This is a genomic window from Streptomyces sp. NPDC001532 (genome assembly GCF_040298625.1).
Taxonomy (GTDB): Bacteria; Actinomycetota; Actinomycetes; order Streptomycetales; family Streptomycetaceae; genus Streptomyces.
Genome location: NZ_JBEPAL010000010.1, coordinates 25,509 through 44,316, shown reverse-complemented (window position 1 = coordinate 44,316; position 18,808 = coordinate 25,509). Strand labels below are relative to the sequence as shown.

General features: G+C 70.0%; 16 protein-coding genes. 4 read left to right on the top strand and 12 right to left on the bottom strand.

Translation table 11 applies throughout. From position 1 onward, the window contains the following. The first annotated feature begins 55 nt into the window (after nucleotides 1-55). From ABT232_RS12275 to ABT232_RS12265, 3 genes are all read left to right on the top strand, one after another. A complete protein-coding gene (locus ABT232_RS12275) occupies nucleotides 56-1,405 on the top strand; it encodes a glycoside hydrolase family 6 protein (protein ID WP_351839324.1) in 1,350 nt (449 codons plus the stop codon). A gap of 650 nt (nucleotides 1,406-2,055) precedes the next feature. Beyond that, complete coding sequence (locus ABT232_RS12270; RefSeq protein ID WP_450871974.1) at nucleotides 2,056-2,523, top strand: IS701 family transposase; 468 nt, start codon at nucleotides 2,056-2,058, stop codon at nucleotides 2,521-2,523. Between the two features lie 809 nt (nucleotides 2,524-3,332). Then, nucleotides 3,333-4,160, top strand: coding sequence for a tetratricopeptide repeat-containing protein (locus tag ABT232_RS12265; RefSeq protein ID WP_351839322.1), 828 nt, complete (start codon nucleotides 3,333-3,335; stop codon nucleotides 4,158-4,160). A 554-nt stretch (nucleotides 4,161-4,714) separates the two neighbouring features. On the opposite strand, the gene ABT232_RS12260 is transcribed toward ABT232_RS12265, so the two are convergent. The 5 genes from ABT232_RS12260 to ABT232_RS12240 all read right to left on the bottom strand — a co-directional run bounded on the left by ABT232_RS12260 (nucleotide 4,715) and on the right by ABT232_RS12240 (nucleotide 10,177). Continuing rightward, nucleotides 4,715-4,999 (bottom strand): hypothetical protein, encoded by a 285-nt coding sequence (locus ABT232_RS12260; protein ID WP_351839320.1) that lies wholly within the window; start codon nucleotides 4,997-4,999, stop codon nucleotides 4,715-4,717. Nucleotides 5,000-5,196: 197 nt separating this feature from the next. Further along, complete coding sequence (locus ABT232_RS12255; protein WP_351839318.1) at nucleotides 5,197-5,490, bottom strand: hypothetical protein; 294 nt, start codon at nucleotides 5,488-5,490, stop codon at nucleotides 5,197-5,199. Nucleotides 5,491-6,486: 996 nt separating this feature from the next. Then, a complete protein-coding gene (locus tag ABT232_RS12250) occupies nucleotides 6,487-7,362 on the bottom strand; it encodes a geranyl diphosphate 2-C-methyltransferase (protein WP_351839316.1) in 876 nt (291 codons plus the stop codon). A gap of 14 nt (nucleotides 7,363-7,376) precedes the next feature. Beyond that, nucleotides 7,377-8,687 carry a 2-methylisoborneol synthase gene (gene tcp, locus ABT232_RS12245; RefSeq protein WP_351839314.1) on the bottom strand — a complete coding sequence of 437 codons (1,311 nt, stop codon included), beginning with the start codon at nucleotides 8,685-8,687 and terminating at the stop codon, nucleotides 7,377-7,379. A 77-nt stretch (nucleotides 8,688-8,764) separates the two neighbouring features. After that, nucleotides 8,765-10,177: a family 2B encapsulin nanocompartment shell protein gene (locus ABT232_RS12240; protein ID WP_351839312.1), complete on the bottom strand. Its 1,413-nt coding sequence runs from the start codon at nucleotides 10,175-10,177 to the stop codon at nucleotides 8,765-8,767. Between the two features lie 725 nt (nucleotides 10,178-10,902). Between ABT232_RS12240 and ABT232_RS12235 the strand changes: the two genes are divergently transcribed. Further along, on the top strand, nucleotides 10,903-11,346 hold the full coding sequence (locus ABT232_RS12235; RefSeq protein WP_351839310.1) for a hypothetical protein: 444 nt from the start codon (nucleotides 10,903-10,905) through the stop codon (nucleotides 11,344-11,346). On the opposite strand, the gene ABT232_RS12230 is transcribed toward ABT232_RS12235, so the two are convergent. The 7 genes from ABT232_RS12230 to ABT232_RS12200 form a co-directional block, all read right to left on the bottom strand. Next, nucleotides 11,341-11,895 (bottom strand): DEAD/DEAH box helicase family protein, encoded by a 555-nt coding sequence (locus tag ABT232_RS12230; protein WP_351839308.1) that lies wholly within the window; start codon nucleotides 11,893-11,895, stop codon nucleotides 11,341-11,343. The genes ABT232_RS12235 and ABT232_RS12230 overlap by 6 nt on opposite strands. A 642-nt stretch (nucleotides 11,896-12,537) precedes the next feature. After that, a complete protein-coding gene (gene infA, locus ABT232_RS12225; protein ID WP_351839306.1) occupies nucleotides 12,538-12,762 on the bottom strand; it encodes a translation initiation factor IF-1 in 225 nt (74 codons plus the stop codon). After that, nucleotides 12,759-13,550: a GNAT family N-acetyltransferase gene (locus ABT232_RS12220; RefSeq protein ID WP_351839304.1), complete on the bottom strand. Its 792-nt coding sequence runs from the start codon at nucleotides 13,548-13,550 to the stop codon at nucleotides 12,759-12,761. The genes infA and ABT232_RS12220 overlap by 4 nt, the downstream gene beginning before the upstream one ends. An 836-nt stretch (nucleotides 13,551-14,386) precedes the next feature. Beyond that, nucleotides 14,387-15,661: a M23 family metallopeptidase gene (locus ABT232_RS12215; protein ID WP_351839302.1), complete on the bottom strand. Its 1,275-nt coding sequence runs from the start codon at nucleotides 15,659-15,661 to the stop codon at nucleotides 14,387-14,389. Nucleotides 15,662-15,809: 148 nt separating this feature from the next. Continuing rightward, nucleotides 15,810-16,292 carry a hypothetical protein gene (locus ABT232_RS12210; RefSeq protein ID WP_351839300.1) on the bottom strand — a complete coding sequence of 161 codons (483 nt, stop codon included), beginning with the start codon at nucleotides 16,290-16,292 and terminating at the stop codon, nucleotides 15,810-15,812. A 448-nt stretch (nucleotides 16,293-16,740) separates the two neighbouring features. Further along, the gene (locus tag ABT232_RS12205; protein WP_351839298.1) at nucleotides 16,741-17,412 is read right to left on the bottom strand and encodes an enoyl-CoA hydratase-related protein; all 672 of its coding nucleotides are present in this window, start codon (nucleotides 17,410-17,412) and stop codon (nucleotides 16,741-16,743) included. Between the two features lie 47 nt (nucleotides 17,413-17,459). Next, nucleotides 17,460-18,038 carry a TetR/AcrR family transcriptional regulator gene (locus tag ABT232_RS12200; protein WP_351839296.1) on the bottom strand — a complete coding sequence of 193 codons (579 nt, stop codon included), beginning with the start codon at nucleotides 18,036-18,038 and terminating at the stop codon, nucleotides 17,460-17,462. Nucleotides 18,039-18,808 lie beyond the last annotated feature (770 nt).

Below are 18,808 nucleotides of genomic sequence, written 5' to 3'. Positions count from 1 at the left end.
GTCGGCCCGCCCTTCGGCGGACCCTCCTCGACCCCTCCCTCGGCTAGGAGCAGCAATGGAATCACTCCTCCTCATGCGCCGCACCGGCGCCGCCATCGCCGCATTCGGCGTCTGCGCCGCCCTCACCTCGACCCAGGCACAGGCCACCCCCGGGCCTGAGCCGACGACGGCAACGGCAACGGCGACGGCGACGGCGACGGCGACGGCGACGGCGACGGACGTGATCACACCAAGCATGATCACTCCGACCACCGACTTCTACGTGGACCCGCACAGCAAGGCCGCCGCTCAGGCCGTCACCGACCTGCGCAACGGCGACCTCGCGAACGCCGCCGACATGGCCAAGCTCGCCAGCTGGCCCCAGGCGCAGTGGTTCACCGAAGGGACACCCACCCAGGTGCGTGCCGAGGTGAACAAGCTCGCGCGCAGGGCCCGGGCCGTAGGCACCACCCCCGTCATGGTGGCCTACAACGTGCCCGGCCGGGACTGCACGCAGTACTCCAGCGGCGGTGCGGCCTCGTCGGCCGCCTACCGGCAGTGGATCGACGCCTTCGCCGCCGGTATCGGCAACAGCGAGGCCGTCGTCATCGTCGAACCCGACGGCCTGGCCCTCCTGCCCAGCGACTGCGGGCCCACGACCGACCCCACCGGCGAACTGACCGCCGCCCGGATCGCCGATCTCGAATATGCGGTCAAGGCCCTCAAGGCCAAGCCCCGCACCGCTGTCTACCTCGACGCCGGCAACGTCCAGTGGCGCCTCGTCGGCGACATGGCACAGCGTCTGCTCGACGCCGGCGTCCAGCAGAGCGACGGCTTCGCCCTCAACGTGTCCAACACCCACCCCACCGACCACAACGCCCGCTACGGCGCCTGGATATCCAAGTGCATGTGGTTCGCCACCAAGGGCCCCGACTGGGCGCGCGGGCACGCCGACTCGTGCGCCAACCAGTACTACTCCTCCGCCGCCCCCAACGACGGCACCCCCGGCGGCTCCGTCTCCTCCACCGACCCCTCCACCTGGCGCTGGACCGACGCCTGGTTCGACCAGAACGCCGGCAACGCCCCGGCCGACGAACTCGAGCACGTCGTCATCGACACCAGCCGCAACGGCCTGGGCGCCTGGACCCCTCCGCCCGGCAAGTACAGCGGCGACGCGGAGCCCTGGTGCAACGCTCCCGGCCGCGGCATCGGCCCCCGGCCCACCTCCGACACCGGGACCCCGCTCGTCGACGCCTATCTCTGGATCAAGGTCCCCGGTGAGTCCGACGGCAGCTGCACCCGCAGCACCGGCGGCACCATCGACCCCGAGTACGGCATCGTCGACCCGCCCGCCGGCACCTGGTGGCCCGACTACGTCCACGGCCTCGCCCGCAACGCGGCCCCTCGCCTGACGTTCAACCACTGAGGCCGGCTTGAACCCGCAGCACCCGCAGCACCCGCACCCTGCGCGTCGCGTCGTACGGCACCACCGCATCTCGACCATCGGCGTGAACCTCGGCGGGCTCCATGCGGGCGGGGGCGGCTCCTCCTCACCTGCCGGGACAGCACCGTCACACGACTGCGCCCCCTGAGCAGGTGCAGGGGAGCAGTGAGGCGCTTCGGTGCCGGCCCCTCCCAGGCGCCGCGATCCGGTGCTGATGGGGGCTCTCCGGCTGGGGACGCACCTGCTGTCACGGCCGACCGGGACGCCAAGGCGCCGCTGATGGACCTGCCCAGGGGACCGAGCGGAACGCCCGCACCCGGCAATGATCAGTTCGCCGGCGACGGTCCGCAGGCTGCGGGAGTCCGACGAGGCTGTGGTGCGGCGTGCGGTACGTCCATCGGTATTCCCCTGATGACCACATCACCGGAGGCCGCCGGCGGCCGAGCTGGCGGCTGTCGCTGCCGACGTGCAGGAATTCTTCCGCCAGAGGCGGCCCTCCCCGGGGCCCCGGAGCAAGCACTCATGCGCGCTCAGGCTCTCGGAACCGCAGGGCTCCCAGCTTCGCCGGTCCGGACCGGCGGCCGGGGAAGAGCCATACACCGGCTTCTTGAAGAAGGGCGTCGTTCGGCCGGGTGCAGCGGCAGTACTCGGGCACCGCGGGACGCACGGAGAACTGCCAGATCGGCGTGTTCCTCGCCTACGCCTCCGACCGCGGACGCACGCTGGTAGACCGCCGTCTGTATCTGCCCACGTCCTGGACGGACGACCGGGAACGGTGCCGGCGGGCGGGCATCGACGACACCGTCCCCTTTGAGACGAAGGTGGCCATGGCCAAGACGATGGTCCGCCGGGCGATCGCCGACCGGATTCCGTTCAGGTGGGTGATGGCGGACGCCGCTTACGGCTTCAGCAGGGGTTGGCGCTTCGAGCAGGAGCAGGCGGATGTCTTCCACGTCATGGCCACCACCGGCACGACACAGTCGTCAGCCGCAGGGCACTTGACCACCCCTCCACGACCTGTTTCCCGGCCTGCCGCGGCCGAAGCGGAAAACGTCACTACATCGCTTACTGCCCCGCCGGCACCACGCTGGACGAGCTGATCCGCATCGCGGGCAGCCGATGAGCTGTTGAGGAGTGTTTCCAGACCGCGAAGCAGGAGTTCGGCCTGGACGACTACCAGGTCCGTCGCTATCCCGGCTGGCACCGCCACATGACCCTGGCCATGGCTACCGCAGCGTCAGGGCGGTGCCGAGCGGCACGGCACCCGCACGGCCGCCCGCCGTGCCCTGGGACCGTCCGCAACTGACGTTCTTCCTCACCGCGGACGCGGAGGTTCGGTCCACCCTCCCCTGACCCGCGTGCGCCTCCGCCCGCGCCGAGTGGCCCGAGCAGGTTCGTACCTCCCTTCGCCGCCCCGTGAGAGTGCCGACTGTCACGTGCGCTTTCCGGTGGTCCGCCGACCGCACACCGGGCTGGGTCAGCCGAACGCCTCATCGACCGACCGCGGATCCGCCCGACCGGGCCGAACGGCACCAGCCCGCTGCCGCCCCCGCCGTCTCACCCGTCAGCGCCGCGAGTTCATTGCCGCCCTGCAAGCACCGGCACGTGGCGTGACCACGGCCGCTCGGGTCAGCACGCGCCGCAATGCTCACTGGCGCAGGCCGGGCAGCGATCGGCACGCCCTCGTCGGTGCCTCACGGGCCCGGTCGCCGACTGCGGCGGCCAACCGGCTCTCCGGCGAGCCGTCCACCTCCGACTGCCCGACCGTGCCTCTGCCGGCCCGAATTGCGTCCAGCAGAGCGCCGCCGTGACCACCTCCTCCCGACAACCTGCGATCCCACAACGGGCGGAGCCGGAGGGGTAGTTGACAAGCCTTCCCCTCCGATCACCCCGGCACGATGATGTTCGTATGAGTGATGTGCAGAATGTGAAGCGCGCACGGCGACTCTCCACGGCATGGCGCTGGCCCGTATGGGGGTTGGTGATCTCCACCGTGGGCGCCCTGTTCGTACCGATCGGCGGGCTGTTGTGGCTGCACCTCCTCCTGGCGCTGGGCGCGGTGGTCACACTCCTGCGCATGGCGCACCGCGAAACACCCTTCCCGGTAGCCCTGGCGCAGTGGAGGCTCGGCGGCGACCACCCGGATGTGCTGCGCGCCCGGGTCATGTCAGCCGCGATGGCACTCCAGCAGGGGCAGCCGGGCCTGGCCGTCCACCGGCTCAAGAGCGCGCTGCCCGACCTGACACGGGTCCTGGGCGCGCAGCACCCCGACACCCTCGCGGCACGGAGCTTGAATCTGCAGATACGCGGTGAGCACGGCGACCTGATGGACCGTCATGCGGAGGTGACAAACCTGATCGAGGACGTGACCCAGGTCCTTGGCGCGGGCCACCCCGACACTCTCGCCGCCCAGTACACCCGCGCGGAATGGCTCTCCCAGGACGGCCGCACCGACGAAGCCGAAACGGCGTTCACCGAGCTCGTCGCCAAAGCCACTGAGCATGTCGGCCGCGACCGCGACATCACCCTCATCGCCCGCAGCTCCCTCGCGATATTGCGCCACGAACGCCCGGGCGGCACCCCCGCTGACAAGGCCGCCGCGATGGACGAACTGATTTCCGTCGCGGCGGACATGGAGCGCGCCCTGGGCGCTGACCATCCGACAACCGCAAACACCCAGCGTCTGCTCGGCCAGTGGAGGGGCCGGGCCGACCCGCCGCTGCCCCCCACTGGCTGAGCCGCTGCCGAACGGCCCTGTCACCGATGCACCGGGAAGACTCCAGCGACCAGCACAGGCCCGGACTCCGACCGGACTCCGACCGGCCGCCGCACGTATCCCTGCGCGGCGGGACTGATCCGGCGCCAGCTCAGGAATCCGCCCGGCCCGTTCTACCGCAGGGCGGCGCCCGCCGGGGGCCGAGAACCAGTCGGACGGAGGTCTGCTGAGCGCGCGTCTGCGGCTCGGGCGGGACCCGTTGTGGGCGGATCGACGGCTGGGACGTCCTGGGGCCACCGCGGCAGCCGTCCGCACCGCGCCGGTCAGCGCCCCCGTTCCCTGAAGACACGGCCGGTCTGTACGCCTTCGATCGCGGCACGGGTGCAGCGGACGATCGGCTCGGCTTGGTCCTCATCCTCCGTCTGACATGAGGCGGGTACGGATGGTTACAGACGGCACCCACTTGGAGGTCTCGCCGGGCACGCCCGAACACCGACGTGGCCATGGAGCCATGCACGACGGGATTCTCGGTCCAGAAGCCGAGGGGGTGCTGGAGAATGGGCCGGCCGAGGCGGTCAGGCAGACGGGCGGCCGACACGGGTGGGCGGGGTCGTCGTCTTGATCCGGCGGTAGGTCGCGAAGCCGTTCACGGCCAGTCCGGTCCAGATGACGGCACTGACCAGAGGCCACCACAGGTCCCATCCTCCCTCGCCCTCGATGAGACTGCCGACCCAGCTGACCGCCCAGCCAACCGCGAGAACAAGTGCCGCCCATCGGGCCCACTGCCAGATCCGCATCGTTCCCTGGGCGCGGGTTTCCTGTGAACTGTGCTCGCCCTGCCGGAATCGTGTGCCATCCATGACTATCCGCCTACCCCCTCCCCACCCCCTGCCTTCCGGCTTCTGGCAGAAGGCTGAAAACGGACGTCTTCACCGGCTTCGCAGGCGCTCCGGGGGAGGGCCGGGAGGGGGCATGACTTACGGCTGGATGTCGAGGAGCAGAGAACGTGATGAGACGGGGTTCCGGCCGACGGGTGGTGCGGCCTGCTGGCGGCGGGTCAGGCGTGCACGTGACGCGCAGCGGTGGCGTTCCGTGGTGCGGCATGGTGCGCGGGGCCGCGGGTGCCGTCGGCTTGGAGGCGTTGCAACCACAGGGAGGCTGTGAGCAGGAGGCCGCTGAAGACGGTCAGGAGGAGGGCGGAGACCCACATCTGCCGGCTGCCGGGCGACTGCCAGCCTGTCCATGCTGTCAGGACCGCCCACAGCAGGACGCCTCCCAGGTAGAAGGCGCGGACCCGGCGCAGCTGACGCACGGCCCGCAGGGGCGTGACGCGATCAGTCTTGGGTGTCATGGCGCCCCGTGTACCCCGGGGCATACGGTTTAGCAGCGCGTGTTCTCTTCCTGACGTTCCCTCACTTCTGCTCCTGCTGCCGCGTGCGTCCTTCGAAGTCCCGTCGCGCTGGCTTCGGCACGCCTTGACGAACGGCTCCCCGGCGGCTTGACCGCGGGGCGTGACTTCAGCGCGGCTCAGGTTGCTGTGGGTGCGGCGCGGGTGGATGCGTGAAACTTGCCCGGTCCGTTGCCGTCGGCGGCGAACCGGGGATGACGGGACCCACCGCCGTCGTGTCTCAGACCCGGTGCCGAACGGCACGTTGCCGCTCGTCCACGGATACGGTCCCGAGGATGTTGTCGGTGGCTTCACTCACCGGTACGAGATCTCACGGCTCGTCGAAAGTCTCGACGACGACTGGTAAGACCTGGCTGACGACTGGTACGACCTCGCTGTCTCATCGGGCCTTCTCGACCAGCGGCGCGAGTTCCTCGTCCACCTTCCCCAGGCACCCGCACGCATGAGGCCACCTTGCGGGACATGCACTCGGGCCGCCGGACCGCACCGACGACCTGGGCCCGAGTCGGGCCTGTGGAGCGCTGGGACATCATGGGCCGCCGTGCGGCATCGGCGTTCCTCGGTATCCGCGCGGACTGAAGGTGGCCGTCCGGATCGGAACGGGTTGCCGTGATCGACCGGCACGAGGTGCGAGGCTGATCCCCATGTGCTGCCGGCGCCCCCGGTGGTCGCCGCCGTCGCCACGAGAACCCCGATTCCTGCTCCCCGCGCCCGGCGGTGCCGGCGCGGCGAGGAGCGAGCGGGAACGGCCGAGCGTACGTGGTGTTCAGCCTGAGCCACGAAGGCGAAAGTGACCTGACCGGCTGGCCATGCGAGCGGCGGCGCGCGGCCGTTGAGCCGCTGATCTCGCACCACCTGTCTGGGGGCGCCGCTCACGCTGTGCCCGTCGACCACCGGCCCGGCCGTGGCCGGGATGGACAGCGGCTCCGTGGTCCCGGATCACACGCGGTCGGCCGCGATCAGCACGTACTGGAAGGAGCCGTCCCGGTACGACTCGATGAACGCCTCCTCGATCCCCGTGACCAGCGATGACGTGGCCCGGAGCTCCCAATAGGGCAGTGTGTCGGGGGTGAGGTCGACGATGGCCTGCGGGACGAGCCGGTTGTCGGCCATGGCCCGCAGGTACTCGCGGCGCGAGTGGATGTTGCACTCGAAGTGGGCGTTGATCTGGGACACCCACTTGGACGGCTGGCCGTAGCGGGGGTTCCAGCAGCCGGTGATCGTCACGTAGCGGCCCCCCACCCTCAGGAAGCGGGAGTGCTCGGCGAACAGGTCGTGCAGGTCGACGTACATGGTCGACTCGTTGTTCCACGAGGCGGCGACGCTGCCCTTGTCGAACGGTGTGTCGAGCATGTTGCACACGCGAGAGCGGACGCGGTCTGCGATGCCCAGTTCCCGCGCGCGCCGGTTGCCGAAGTCGGCCTGGGCGGTGGACAGGGTGACGCCCTCGACCTTGCAGCCGAAGCGGTGGTGGGCCATCACCATGGTTCCGCCGCGCCCGCAGCCGGCGTCGACGAGGGTGTCACCGGACTGAAGGGGACCCAGGTGGTCCAGAAGCAGCTCTGCCTGCGCGGACTCCAACCGGTGCAGCTCCGCGACGAGCTTCTTCTCGTACGCGCTGTGAGCCGGGTCGCCGAGTGCGTCGTGGTCCACGGCACCGATGCCGTAGTGGTGGTGGTAGAGCCCGTCGACGTCACCGAGGCGGAGATTGACCGGTCGCGCCTCGTTGTTCCAGTAGCGGGCGATGTCCCTTTGGTAGGGCGTCGCCGGGGCCGGGATCTTCGGAGCGGCAGTGCTGGTGGTTTCAGTGGTCACAGGTCGTCCGTTCCTTACCAGAAGTCGGGCAGGCTGTAGCGGTAGGTATTGGTGCGGTGCCAGTCGTGGTTGCCGTCGACCCAGGCGGCCACGCCTCTGAGGAAGCGCAGCACGGTGGGCACGGGACATGCCCTGGCAAGGTCGTCCGCGGCGGCCTCGAAGGCATGCATCAGTTCGTTGTGGACCTCGACGGCCTTCAGATAGGCATCGCGGTCGGAGAGCTGCTCACGTTCCGCGATGACCACCGGCAGGTTCAGATGTCGGCCAGGGCTGTTGAGTTCCTTGGTGTACGAGTAGAGGTCGTTGACGATGGTGGTGGCGTTGCCGGCGAGCGCGATGACGCGCTGCAGGTCGGGGCGGGCGTGCAGATCGGCGGGCAGTTCGTAGCCACCGACGGCGTCGGTGATCGTGGGGCAGGGCCGGAAGTTGTTGAACTGGCGCATCGCCAGGTACTCCCACACCTCCGGGACGTGATCCGTTTCCGCCCACGCCGCCTCGGCGAGGTATCCCATGTGCAGCCGGGCCATGTCGTGCCGGTAACGATCGGCCTGGGAGGGCGTGGCGGTACCGACGAAGTAGTCCATCGCGCTGCGGTAGGCCCGACGCGGGGCATCCGAGGTGAGGGACTCCTGCCAGGCCGGCGTGTACTCGGCCGTGGTGTGGAGGTGGTCGATCGCGGTGTGAGCCAGGAGGATGCGCCCGCCGAGACCGACGGGTGATCCCCCGTGGTCCTCGCAGTAGCAGTCGTCCAGGGCGTTCTCGGCGACCATCAGCCGGGTGGCGAGCATCAGGTGGTCGACCGTGGGTGCGTCGGGGTGGCAGCCGACCATGTAGCGGCCCACGGAGAAGCCGTCGAACTGCCCTTCCCATTCCTCGGGGTAGAGCTGAACTTCGTCCTCGGCCCAGCGCTTGATCCGTCGGCTCACCTCCTCGACTCGTACGGGGTCGGGCTCCGGGATGGGGTGGTGGTAGAGGCCGGGGACGGCTTGTCCCTCGGCGGGTGGCACGGCCCCCGGGAGTGCCGGATCCGGCAGCGGGGGTTCGCCTCTTGGGATCGGGGACAGGGCGCTCGTGCCGAGTCCGGTCGGCCCGCGCAGGATCCGCTGCAGCGCTGAGGGCGTGGCCTCGGACGTGCCGCCGGGGACGGCCGCCGGGGACGATGACGGCGTGGGGACCGCGACGGGCGGATGCAATGCCGCCAGGAAGTCGGAGGCGGACGGCCGGGCCGGGTGTGCGGCTGTGAGGGCTTCGGCGTCCGACACGGCTGTCGGCGGTGTCGGCCGCTGTGGGCGAGGGATCGGTCCGAGGGGCCCGGAGTCGGGCATCGGCGGCTCCTTGGTGCGGTGAGGCGGGCGCTGGAATGCGGTCGGCCGAGGGCGCGCGGGGTCGCGCGATGCCGGATTCAGTGCGGCTGGGCGGCGATCTGCACGTTCTCCATGACGCCGAGGGCGTCGGGCAGGAGGACCGCGGCGGAGTAGTAGGTGGTGACGAGGTAGGAGATGATCGCCTGCTCGTTGATGCCCGCGAACCGCACGGACAAGCCCGGTTCGTACTCGTCGGTCAGGCCGGTTTGCCGCAGACCGATGACGCCCTGGTTCTCCTCACCCGTACGCATGGCGATGATGGAGCTGGTCTGTTCCTTGCTGATCGGGATCTTGTTGCACGGCAGGATGGGGACCCCGCGCCAGGCCGGGACCTGTTGCCCGCCGAGGTCGACATGGTCCGGGTACAGACCGCAGGCGTTGAAACCACGGCCGATGGCCGCGATGGTCCTGGGGTGCGCGAGGAAGAGCTTGGTGCCGCGCCGGCGGCAGAGCAGGTCGTCCATGTCGTCCGGCGTCGGCCGACCGGAGCGGGGCTGAATGCGCTGCTTGAAGTCGGCGTTGTGCAGCAGCCCGAACTCGCGGTTGTTGACCAGTTCGTGTTCCTGTCGCTCACGCAGGGCCTGGACGGTCAGCCGCAGTTGCTGCTCGGTCTGGTCCATCGGCCCGTTGTAGAGATCGGCGACGCGCGTGTGAATCCTCAGCACGGTCTGGGCGACGGAGAGTTCGTACTCGCGCGGCTGCAGCTCGTAATCGACGAAGGTGCCCGGCAGATCGACTTCGCCGGCATGGCCGGCCGACACGGCGATCTCGGCCTCACCGTGCTTGTTCTGCCGCTGCCGACCGCGCGAGCGGAACTCCTCGACGTGCCTCTGCAGCTGGGGCGCGGAGGCGTGAACGGCGGCGAAGTCGGTGCGCGCGAGCGTGAGCAAGGTGCCTGCGGTCTGTGCGGTGAAGGTGCAGTCGTGGCGAGCGTCGGGGTCCAGCAGGGAGGCGCCCGCCCCGAAGTGCTCGCCGTCGGCGAGCACCGCGATGGCGGTCTCCTCGCCGTACTTTCCCACGGCGGTCTGGCTGATACGGCCGTGAGCGATCAGGTGGATCCGGTCGGCGGCGCTGCCGCGCTCGGCGAGGACATCGCCTGCCGCGAAATCGTGCTGCGTGCAGCGCTCGGCCAGGGCGGTGAGGACGTCGGTGTCATCGAATCCGCGCAGCAGGGCCAGTTCGCCGAGCTCCCTCGGGATCACCCGGACCGTGGCGCCCTCCTGCACGAACTCGATGCGTCCGTCGCCGACGGTATGGCGCAGCCGTCGGTTCACCCGGTAAGCGCCTCCCGTTGTCTCGACCCAGGGAAGCATCCGCAGCAGCCACCGGGAGGTGATCTCCTGCATCTGCGGGACGGACTTGGTGGTCGTGGCGAGGTTGCGGGCCGCGGCGGTACTCAGGGACTGCTGCGGTGCTGTGGTCTGAGTTTCCGGACTGCTGTCGACGGTCATCGAGAGGAGCTTCTCCTTGCACGACGGGGCGCCCGGCACACAAAGATGCGCCGACCGGGAGACAGGGAGGAGTGGGCCACGAGCGGTAGGGGTGAGGGACTTCGCCCACCACCAGCAAGTTAGCGGCCGAAGGGCACACATCCACAGGATGGATGCGAGGCTTACCTCGAAGCGGTGACAATGGGTCGCCGACGGTTTAACAGCCCGTCAGGTGATACCCGGACGGCATCGTCGGCACCGAACCGGTGCACCCGATGAACCGCACCGAGAGCACCGAATGTCAGGGGACCGGTACTCCCCCACTGGATGGTGCGTCCGGAGTGGGGCCCACGCGATGCGCACCGCTGATCCCATTCTGATGCGCGCCGCCGTTCTGGCCGGTGCTGCCGCCACGCCCCGAAGCCGTGTCGTCGAGCGGAAGCCCTCTGCCCGGACTGGCGTTGGCCACCGAGCCGAACAGCCGCCCAAGCGCAGCGCAACGCTGCGCAGCGCTGCGCAGGAACGGACCTTGATCCATGCCCTTCTGCCCGACAGGTCGGGCAGGTCCATGGCCTTGCCCATGCCCCCTCCATGCCGGCCGCGCCCCAAGCCGGCCAGCCACTCCTGCGCCGCTGCCCGATCGGTGGTGCCGAGGCACAGAGTGAACGGCGCGATGAGTTCGTCGCAGGCGAACCGCTCCCGAGAACCGCCCGACGGTATGCGAGTACAGATGATCACGGGGGATCATGCCGACACCGCCGCTCCCCATCGCCCGCGAGCTGGACATCACCGGCGAGGTCGTCACCGGCGCCGAACTGGCCCGGATGGACGAGCCGGAGATCGCGGACCACGTCGAGGACATCGCGGTCTTCACCCGCGTCGCCCCCGAGCAGAGGGCGCGCGCACCTGGCATGCGCTGCGGTCACGGCTCTGTGCAGCACCCGACGAGAACGACACGCATCACCTCTGTCGACAGAACCGATGACAGCTTTGCGACGTCCCGCGTCTCGCCACCCGATGGCACATCCGAGAAGGCGCTGAGCCGCCATGGCGGCAGCCGGCCTGAGAAGAACCCGGGCCGGCGTACGGCCAGGGTTCCTCTCAGCGAGGAGTGTCGGTCAGCGGGTGGAAACATCCAGGCGGTGTCGGTCTCCTCACACGCTGACAATCCACCGTCAGCACGGTCATGATCTGTCAGCGGAGTGAGGTTCCATCCAACCGGTGGCGGCAACCACCTCCCGCGCGATGTCGACGACGAGCCGTCCGTCCGTCGCCACACGCACAGTCTCCCCTGGCGCCCGCTCGTCCAGAAGCCGTGCCTTGCGGGCACTTCCTTCCAGCTCCCGCGCCAGCTCCGAGCCGAGTTCTCGCCTCACCAGCCGATCGCGCGCGGTCTCGTCGGAGGCGATGAGCAGGACTCGCACGATCCCCACTCCGGCCCCCATGGCACGCTCGAACATGCCCGTCGCCTCCGGCAGCACACTCACCGTGTTCGTATAGACCAGACGCCGGTAGCCGCGCCGGGCGAAGTTCGCCCAGACAGCCGTCAGATTGGCCTCGGTGATCTCCGCGCGGTCAGGGTCTCCCTCCGGAGCCGGATGTACCTGCCCCATGAAGTCACCGTCGATGACCGCGTGAGCGACCGCCCCGGTGCGCAGCAGCGCCGAAACCTCCCACCCCACCGTCGTCTTGCCGACACCAGCCCGCCCTCCGATGAGCAGCACCTCCGCGTCAACCATGAAGGCAGCCTGCCAGCATCCACCCACCTCACGCGATCCCATATCGATCCGGTCACCACATTCCGGCCCCGGCCATCCTTGCAGTGCTGCCTGAGCTCCGAGTCCGCGGAGCAATAGAGGGATGCCGCAGGAACGTCGCCGGTTCCGCCGGTACACCGTCGCCTCTCTGATCGTCGGCATGTGCGGACACCTCGTCCCAGAGCATGTCGAGGCCGACGGGCAGCAGGGCGGTGGCCCCGGCCGGTCCGGAGGCGTAGGCGCCGATCACGATCACGTCATGGGTGTCCCGGCGGGAGACATCAGGTGACGTCCCATGCGGGGGCCAGTGGAATGCGCCGCACGACCTGGCCGCGGACGAGAGGAGAGGACCGCGCGTTCCTGGTCGAGCTCGGGGACAGCGGTGCCGGCCCCTTCTGCGGTCTGCTGCCGCTGGAGGAGTTCCTGGTACGAACGCTGGCTGGACCGTATGCGGGACAGACCGAGACCCAGACCGAGACCCAGACTGAGACGGGGGCGGAGGGTGCCGGCCCCGCGGCTTGCGGCCATGAGCTGTTACGGGCCCGGTCTCGGTCTCGATCTCGGTCATGACAAACGCCGTGACCGAGACCGGGCATCAACTACCGCGGAGGGTGCCGGGCTCCGCTAGTTCCGGTACCGGAACACGATCCGGCCGCGCGTCAGGTCGTACGGCGGGAGCTCCACCAGCACCCGGTCCTGAAGCACGATCTTGATGTAGTTCTTGCGGATCTTCCCGCTGATGTGCGCGAGCACCTTGTGGCCGTTCTCCAGTTCCACGGTGAACATGGCGCTGCGCAGGCACTCGACCACCGTGCCCTCGACTTCGATCACGTTCTTGTTCTTCGTCATCGCACCAGCTCCAGGTTGCTGCCCACCGGTCGGGCGCCGATGCCCTCGAACAGCGCCGAGGCCGCTCGGTTGGACTCGTGGATCTCGGCCCAGGCCGCGGAGTAGCCGGAGCGGTGCAGTGTCACCAGCGCGTGGGCCAACAGCGCCCGAGCGATGCCGCGACGCTGTTCGCCGGCCCGCACGGCGACCAGCCCGATGCGCGGCCGCTTCGCCGTCACGACGCGGACCAGCCCCAGGTAGCGGTCCTGCGCCGCGGCCACCGCGTACTTCGACGGGTCGACGACGGTGTCGCCTTCGGGGCGGACGATCAGCTCCGCGGGCATCGACCGCCATCCGGCGGTCGTCTGGACCTCGTCGCGGATCGCACGGTCCACCACACGCAGCAGACTCTCGTCCGCCTGACCGGCGGGCACGATCGTCACGCCCGAAGGCGGCCGCACCGCGTCGAGCCCCCTCTCTCGCGGGTCGGTCGGTACGACGTACTCCCCCTCGCGGCGCCGGATCGTGAACCCGGCCCGCCGCCAGCCGGCCGTCAGCTCGATGTCGGCTTCATCGACCACCGTGTACAGCGGCGTCGGCAGATCGGCCAGCATCGCCTCGGCGAGCCGGTCGAAGGCGGCGTCGTGCCAGGCGTCGATGCAGACGAACAGGCGTCCGTCGGGCCGGTGTTCCGCGTGCCCGCGGCCGACGACCAGATCGTCATCCAGTGCATGCCATTGCCGGGCCGCCACGCGTGTGATCATCACCGCGAACTCGCTCGGACCGGACGGGAGAGGCTTTGTGTTCATCGGAGTCTCTTTCCAGGAGTGCCTCGATCACAGGCGCTCCTGGCGACACCGAAGGTCAGCCGCCGGACCGTGACGGATCGAGGGAGCACCCATGGGTGACTGTGTTCACGGGACTCACCTCCACACGACGACTTCACGGTCCGGCATGAAAGTAACAGCGGGCCGCCGCCTCGCTCCATCCCTTTTTTCACGGCTCGCCTCGTCGCCCGGAAGTCACCTCGGCCAACGCCGGTGCCGTAACGGTCCGGTAGCGGCGAAGCCGCCCCTGAAGACCGGTCCTGCCAGTAAGTCCTTGAAGTCCTCGCCGACAGCTTCTGGCGTCACCGGGTCGGAGGTCGCTCCGGCGGCTGAAGCAGCAGGTGCCAGGGCGCTCCCGGGCGGGTGGTGAGGGTACCGACGGTGAGTTCCAGGGCGTACACCGGCCTGTCGCCGGGGACGGCCGAGGTAGGTGTGGCCGGGTTCGGAGGGCGGGGACCACCCGCGCGTCATCGGTGGTCGTCGGGCGTCGAGGTGAACGCGGGCGTTGCGATGCCGTCCGGTGGCGGATCCTGGCCGCGGGAAGTGACCGTCGTCCGTATGCTGCCTTCGGCCAGAGGTAGGTCAGGCCGACGACTGTCGTGCGTCCGGCGGCCACATGTCAGGGGCTCTGTGCTCGGGAACTCGGGACTCAACCCGCTTCCCGGCTGTTCGCAGGGCCGTTCCGGGCCATCCGTGGATGTTCACGCGCCCGTTCAGGCGGCTCGCCTGAACGGGCGTGCACTGTGGTGCGTGTCCACGCACCGGACAGAGGCCAGGACAACGGCCTGTCCGGAGCCCGGTTCCGGTTCCGGTTCCGGTCAGAACTCCAGCACCTCGCGGTCGAGGGGATACCGGGCCCGGTGAGGGCCGTCGTACGGCGAGGGCGTGATCGGCAGCACGCCCGTCGGCTGCAGGCCCAGGTTGTCGTCCCAGATCCGGGGTTCCACCTGCCCGACGACGCGGAACCGCCGGAAGGTGAACGGCGGGCTGTCCGTCGGGAAGAACTGGGGCGTGGTCATCACCTGGAAGTGCAAGTGCGGCGTGGTCGAGTTGCCGCTGTTGCCGATCAACCCGAGGACATCTCCGGATTCCACGCGGTCGCCCTCCCGGACCTTGAGCGAGCCGGGCTTCAGGTGGGCGTAGAGGAGATAGCGCCCCGGCGCGACTTCCACGGTGACGTGGTTGCCCACGGTCTCCTCGATCGGCGGGACGGGCGGTGCGACCGGCGGCGCGTTGTCCGGGATACCGTCCTGGACCTCCACCACCCTGCCGCCGGCCGAGGCCACGACCGGCTGACGGTAGCTCAGGTAGCTGGAGAGACGTGCGGGGTTGCCCTCCCAGGTCTGCCCCCGCTTGCCGACCCGGTACCAGTCGATCGCGAAGCGCTGCGGCACGTAGAAGCGGCCGTTGATCGGGGCGAGGCCGCGCCGGTGGTGTGTGTTGCCGCAGCACGACTCGCTGGAGTACCAGGTGCCGGGGCGGACGGGCGGGTTCAGGTTCAACGGCGGGATGCCGGACGTCCGGGTGACCTGCACCGTCTCTTCGAAGGCGGAGGGGCCGGAAGGTGCCAGGACAGCACCCTCGAGATGGTGTTCGAGGGCCTTGGGCGCCGGCCGACCGCGGTCGAGAACCAGGTCGAGCCAGATGATCCACTGCTGGGAGCCCTGGATGACGGTCGGCGTCGGTGCCGGTGGCGCCGGTGTGTACGCGTCCGCACCCGGCAGGGGGTCGCCCACCGGATGGGCGGCCTCGGCCAGCGCCTGCCCGCTCAGCGAGCCGACGACCCGGTGCGTGCGGGCGTCCTGGACGTCGACACGGTCGAGCCGCAACGGGGTGCTGGTGGGCAGGGCACTCGTGACGAGCAGTTCGTACGAGAGGTGTGTCTTGACGTCCGTGGCGACGAACGGCGCCGGTTCGGTCATCACCGCCGCCGTCAGCGGCGTGAACTGTGCACCGGGTGCCGGAGTGGCGGCGTCGGTACCGTGTCCGGATCCCGCTGAGACCACCAGCATGCCCGCCGCGAGCACGGCAGCGGCGAGCCCGCGGAGGAGCGGGTTGCGGCCGGTGCGGTTGCGGGGATCGCGCTTTGCCATTGCGCTCTTTCATTCGTCGGGTCCGGCGCCGCGAAGGGCGCCGGCACGCCCCGCGCCGAGGCGCAGGCCCATGTAATCCGGCGGCGGGCCGCTCCGGGCGCAGGGCGCCGGAGTCAGGTGCCGAACTGCACCCGTCCAGCCCTATCGGCTACCGGGTCCTCCCCCAACGGAGGCCTGGTGAGGCACTGGCGGAGGATACGAGGCTGCTCGCACGGTGCGAGGTGGTGCGGGTGAAGAGACCTGGACCCGGGGCGCGTGCGAGTGCGTGGAGCAGGTCGGCTCCGCGCGGATCGTGCATGTCGGTCAGGTCGTCGGCTGCCTCGAGACGGAGCTCGTCGTCGAGCGCGCCGGCTCGGGCCCGGGTCCGGGCCAGTGTGCGGAGCAGGCCGGCGCCGAGAGGATCGCCTCGGCCGGTCAGTTCCAGTCCGCCGGTGATGACGTTGCAGGGCACCAGGCCACCGGGCATCCGCGCGCCGGTGACGGGGGTGCGGCGCGGGCTGGTGGAGTAGCGGGCCAGCGGCGCGATCCATAAGTGCGGCTGCATGGCGCCGGGCTTGGCAAAGTTCCCGGTCAACAGCCACGTCAGCTTGTTGAGGCAGGACACCAGCGTGCTGTGGGGGCCCTGCTGCACCCCCAGGTCCTCGTACGCGAGACGGCGAAGGCGGTGGTGTGTCTACGGCAGCGGCCAGGGCAACCACCTCGGCAGCGCCTGAAGCGGCGCCCCGCTGCGCACCCTAGGAGCCTGCTACCGCTCCAATCCCCTCGCCCAGGAGAAGACCGGCGAGGGACACGTCGACGCCCATCTCACCGGCGGTCGTGCCGACGGGGGTGAAGCTGCCGTCCGTCTCCCGCCGCACTGGCCTGTGCTCCTTGCCCGCCACGGTTCTTGGCGATGCGGCGGCCGCCGGTCCGGATCTGGATGCCTCAGTTGTTCTCGCACAGGATGCAGGCGCTCTTGTGCCAGGTGGTGGCGGTCGTCGTCGAACCGTGTCTCCTTGTGCGGTGGGCGGCTGGCAAGCAATGCCGCGCCTCGGGTGAAAGCGTCCGGGGCGCGGGATGTGCGGTCGGTGAGGTGCTGGTCAGCCGAGCGGGGCGGTGGTCTCGCGCAGGGTGGACAGGGCCGGGGCGTACATGCGGGCCTTGATGGTGCCGAGGGTGTCGCCGGCCTTGTTCACCTGGGCCTGGGCGATCTCGATCGCGGTGGAGCGTACGAGGTCCTCGGCGACCGCGTGGTCGACGATGCCGGTGGCCGCGGCGTCGGTGCCGCCGTAGCGGCGGGCGGTGACCATGGCCTCGTGGGCGGTCTCGGGAGCAAGCCGGGACTGGATGAGCGCGGCCATGCCGGGGGTGAAGGGGATGTTGATGTCCGCCTCGGGCAGGCACCAGAAGCCGCGGTCGGCGCGCATGACACGGAAGTCGTGGGCGAGGGAGAACATCGCGCCGGCCGCGAAGGTGTGCCCCTGCAAGGCGGCCACCGTGACGACCGGCAGCGACAGCATCCGCGCGAACAGCTCGTGGACGGAGACGACGTAGTCCTGGTGCTGGTCGGCGTGGGCGAACAGCCAGTCCAGGTCGAGGCCGTTGGAGTAGAACTTCCCCGTGGCGGCGGTGACCAGGGCGCGGGGACCTTCCGCCTTCTCCACCTCGTCGAGGGCGGCGCCGACGGCGGCGAGCCAGTCGGGGTGGAAGCGGTTCTCACCGTCTCCGAGGTCGAGGACGAAGACGTTGTCCTGACGGTCGAGCGAGGGCATGGCGACTCCTTCGAGCTACGTGGATGAAGCGGCTGGGCGGCTGCGGGCTACGGCCGGGGACCGGATTCGGCACCGGGACGGTCACGCAGGGCGTAGAGGAGCAGGCCGTGGATCTCGGCAGCGGCGGCCTCGATCGGGGCGGTGCTCCGCTCGGCCCGGCACATGATCACCGCGCCTTCCACCGCGGCGATGATGAAGGCACCGAGCCTTCGACTGCGTTCCTCGGGCAGGCCGTGTCTCAGGAGGAGGGCCGCGAGGGCCTCCTGCCAGCGCGCGAAGACCGCTGCGGCGGAGCGTGCGAGCTGGGGTGCGTCGTCGTTGGTCTCGACGGCCACCGCCACGATCGGGCAGCCGGCCCGGAAGCCGCTCTCCTCCAGCCGGTCACGCCACAGCATGAAGAACGCGTCTACCGCCTCCACCGGGTCATCCGCCTGCATGGCAGCGTCGATCAGCCCCGCGATGAAGTCTCCCGCCAGCGCCACCGCCTCGTCGATGAGCTGCGCCCGACCGCCGGGGAAGTGGTGGTACACCGAGCCCCGAGGGGCCCCGCTGTGGGCGAGCACCCGGTCGATGCTGGTCGCGCTCGCACCGTACTCACGCAGCAGAGCGGCAGCACTGAGAATCATCCGGTCACGGCTTTCACTTCTGCGCGGGCTCATTCCCTCACCACCTTCCCCATGGCGTTACAGCCCTCAGAGCGAGCTACCTGCGAGTAACTTATGGGATATGCCATAGAGCATGCAAGAGGGAGTGCGAGCGGTCGTCGGATCGGCAGGGATGGCACCGCCTGCCGATCTGCGCGACAGCTGTGGCGGTGCCTCTGAGTTCGCTCGGCACAACTCGCTGCACTCGACAGAGAATCCGTGGGCTGGGGAACGCAACGCACCCTCGATGTCGTCCTGGTGGGACCTGCGGCGGTGAGGGAGGTGGCCGTCGATGTGGCGAGCGTCAGGGCCGGCCGGTGACGGCACCCAGCTCGACCGACAGGCACTGCGCCTCCGGTGCAAGGCCGGCGCTCGCCGCCGAGGCCAAGGCCGCACAACGCGAGAAGGAGGCGGCCACAGGGTGAGCGGGCACCACGCTGGTGGTGGCGGGCGAGCGGTTCGTCGCGACGCTACGCTCCGCCGAGCGCGTTCCCGGCTCCGCCCACGCTGTGCCGACGCGTGCCCACGTGGACAGGGCCGTCAGCCATGCGTCGAGCACCGCAGAGCGCGGCGCCGGTCAGAACAGTGCCTCCGGCGCGGGATCGGCCGACGCCAGGACGGAGAGGGCGCCGTCGCCGACCGCGGATGCCGTCGGGACACCGAAGTACTTCGTCATTCGCCCCCATCGCTACGAGTTGAGTGGCCCAGTGCCCCTGAGTCGGCGGAGCGCGTGTACCCCCAGTGCCGGCGTG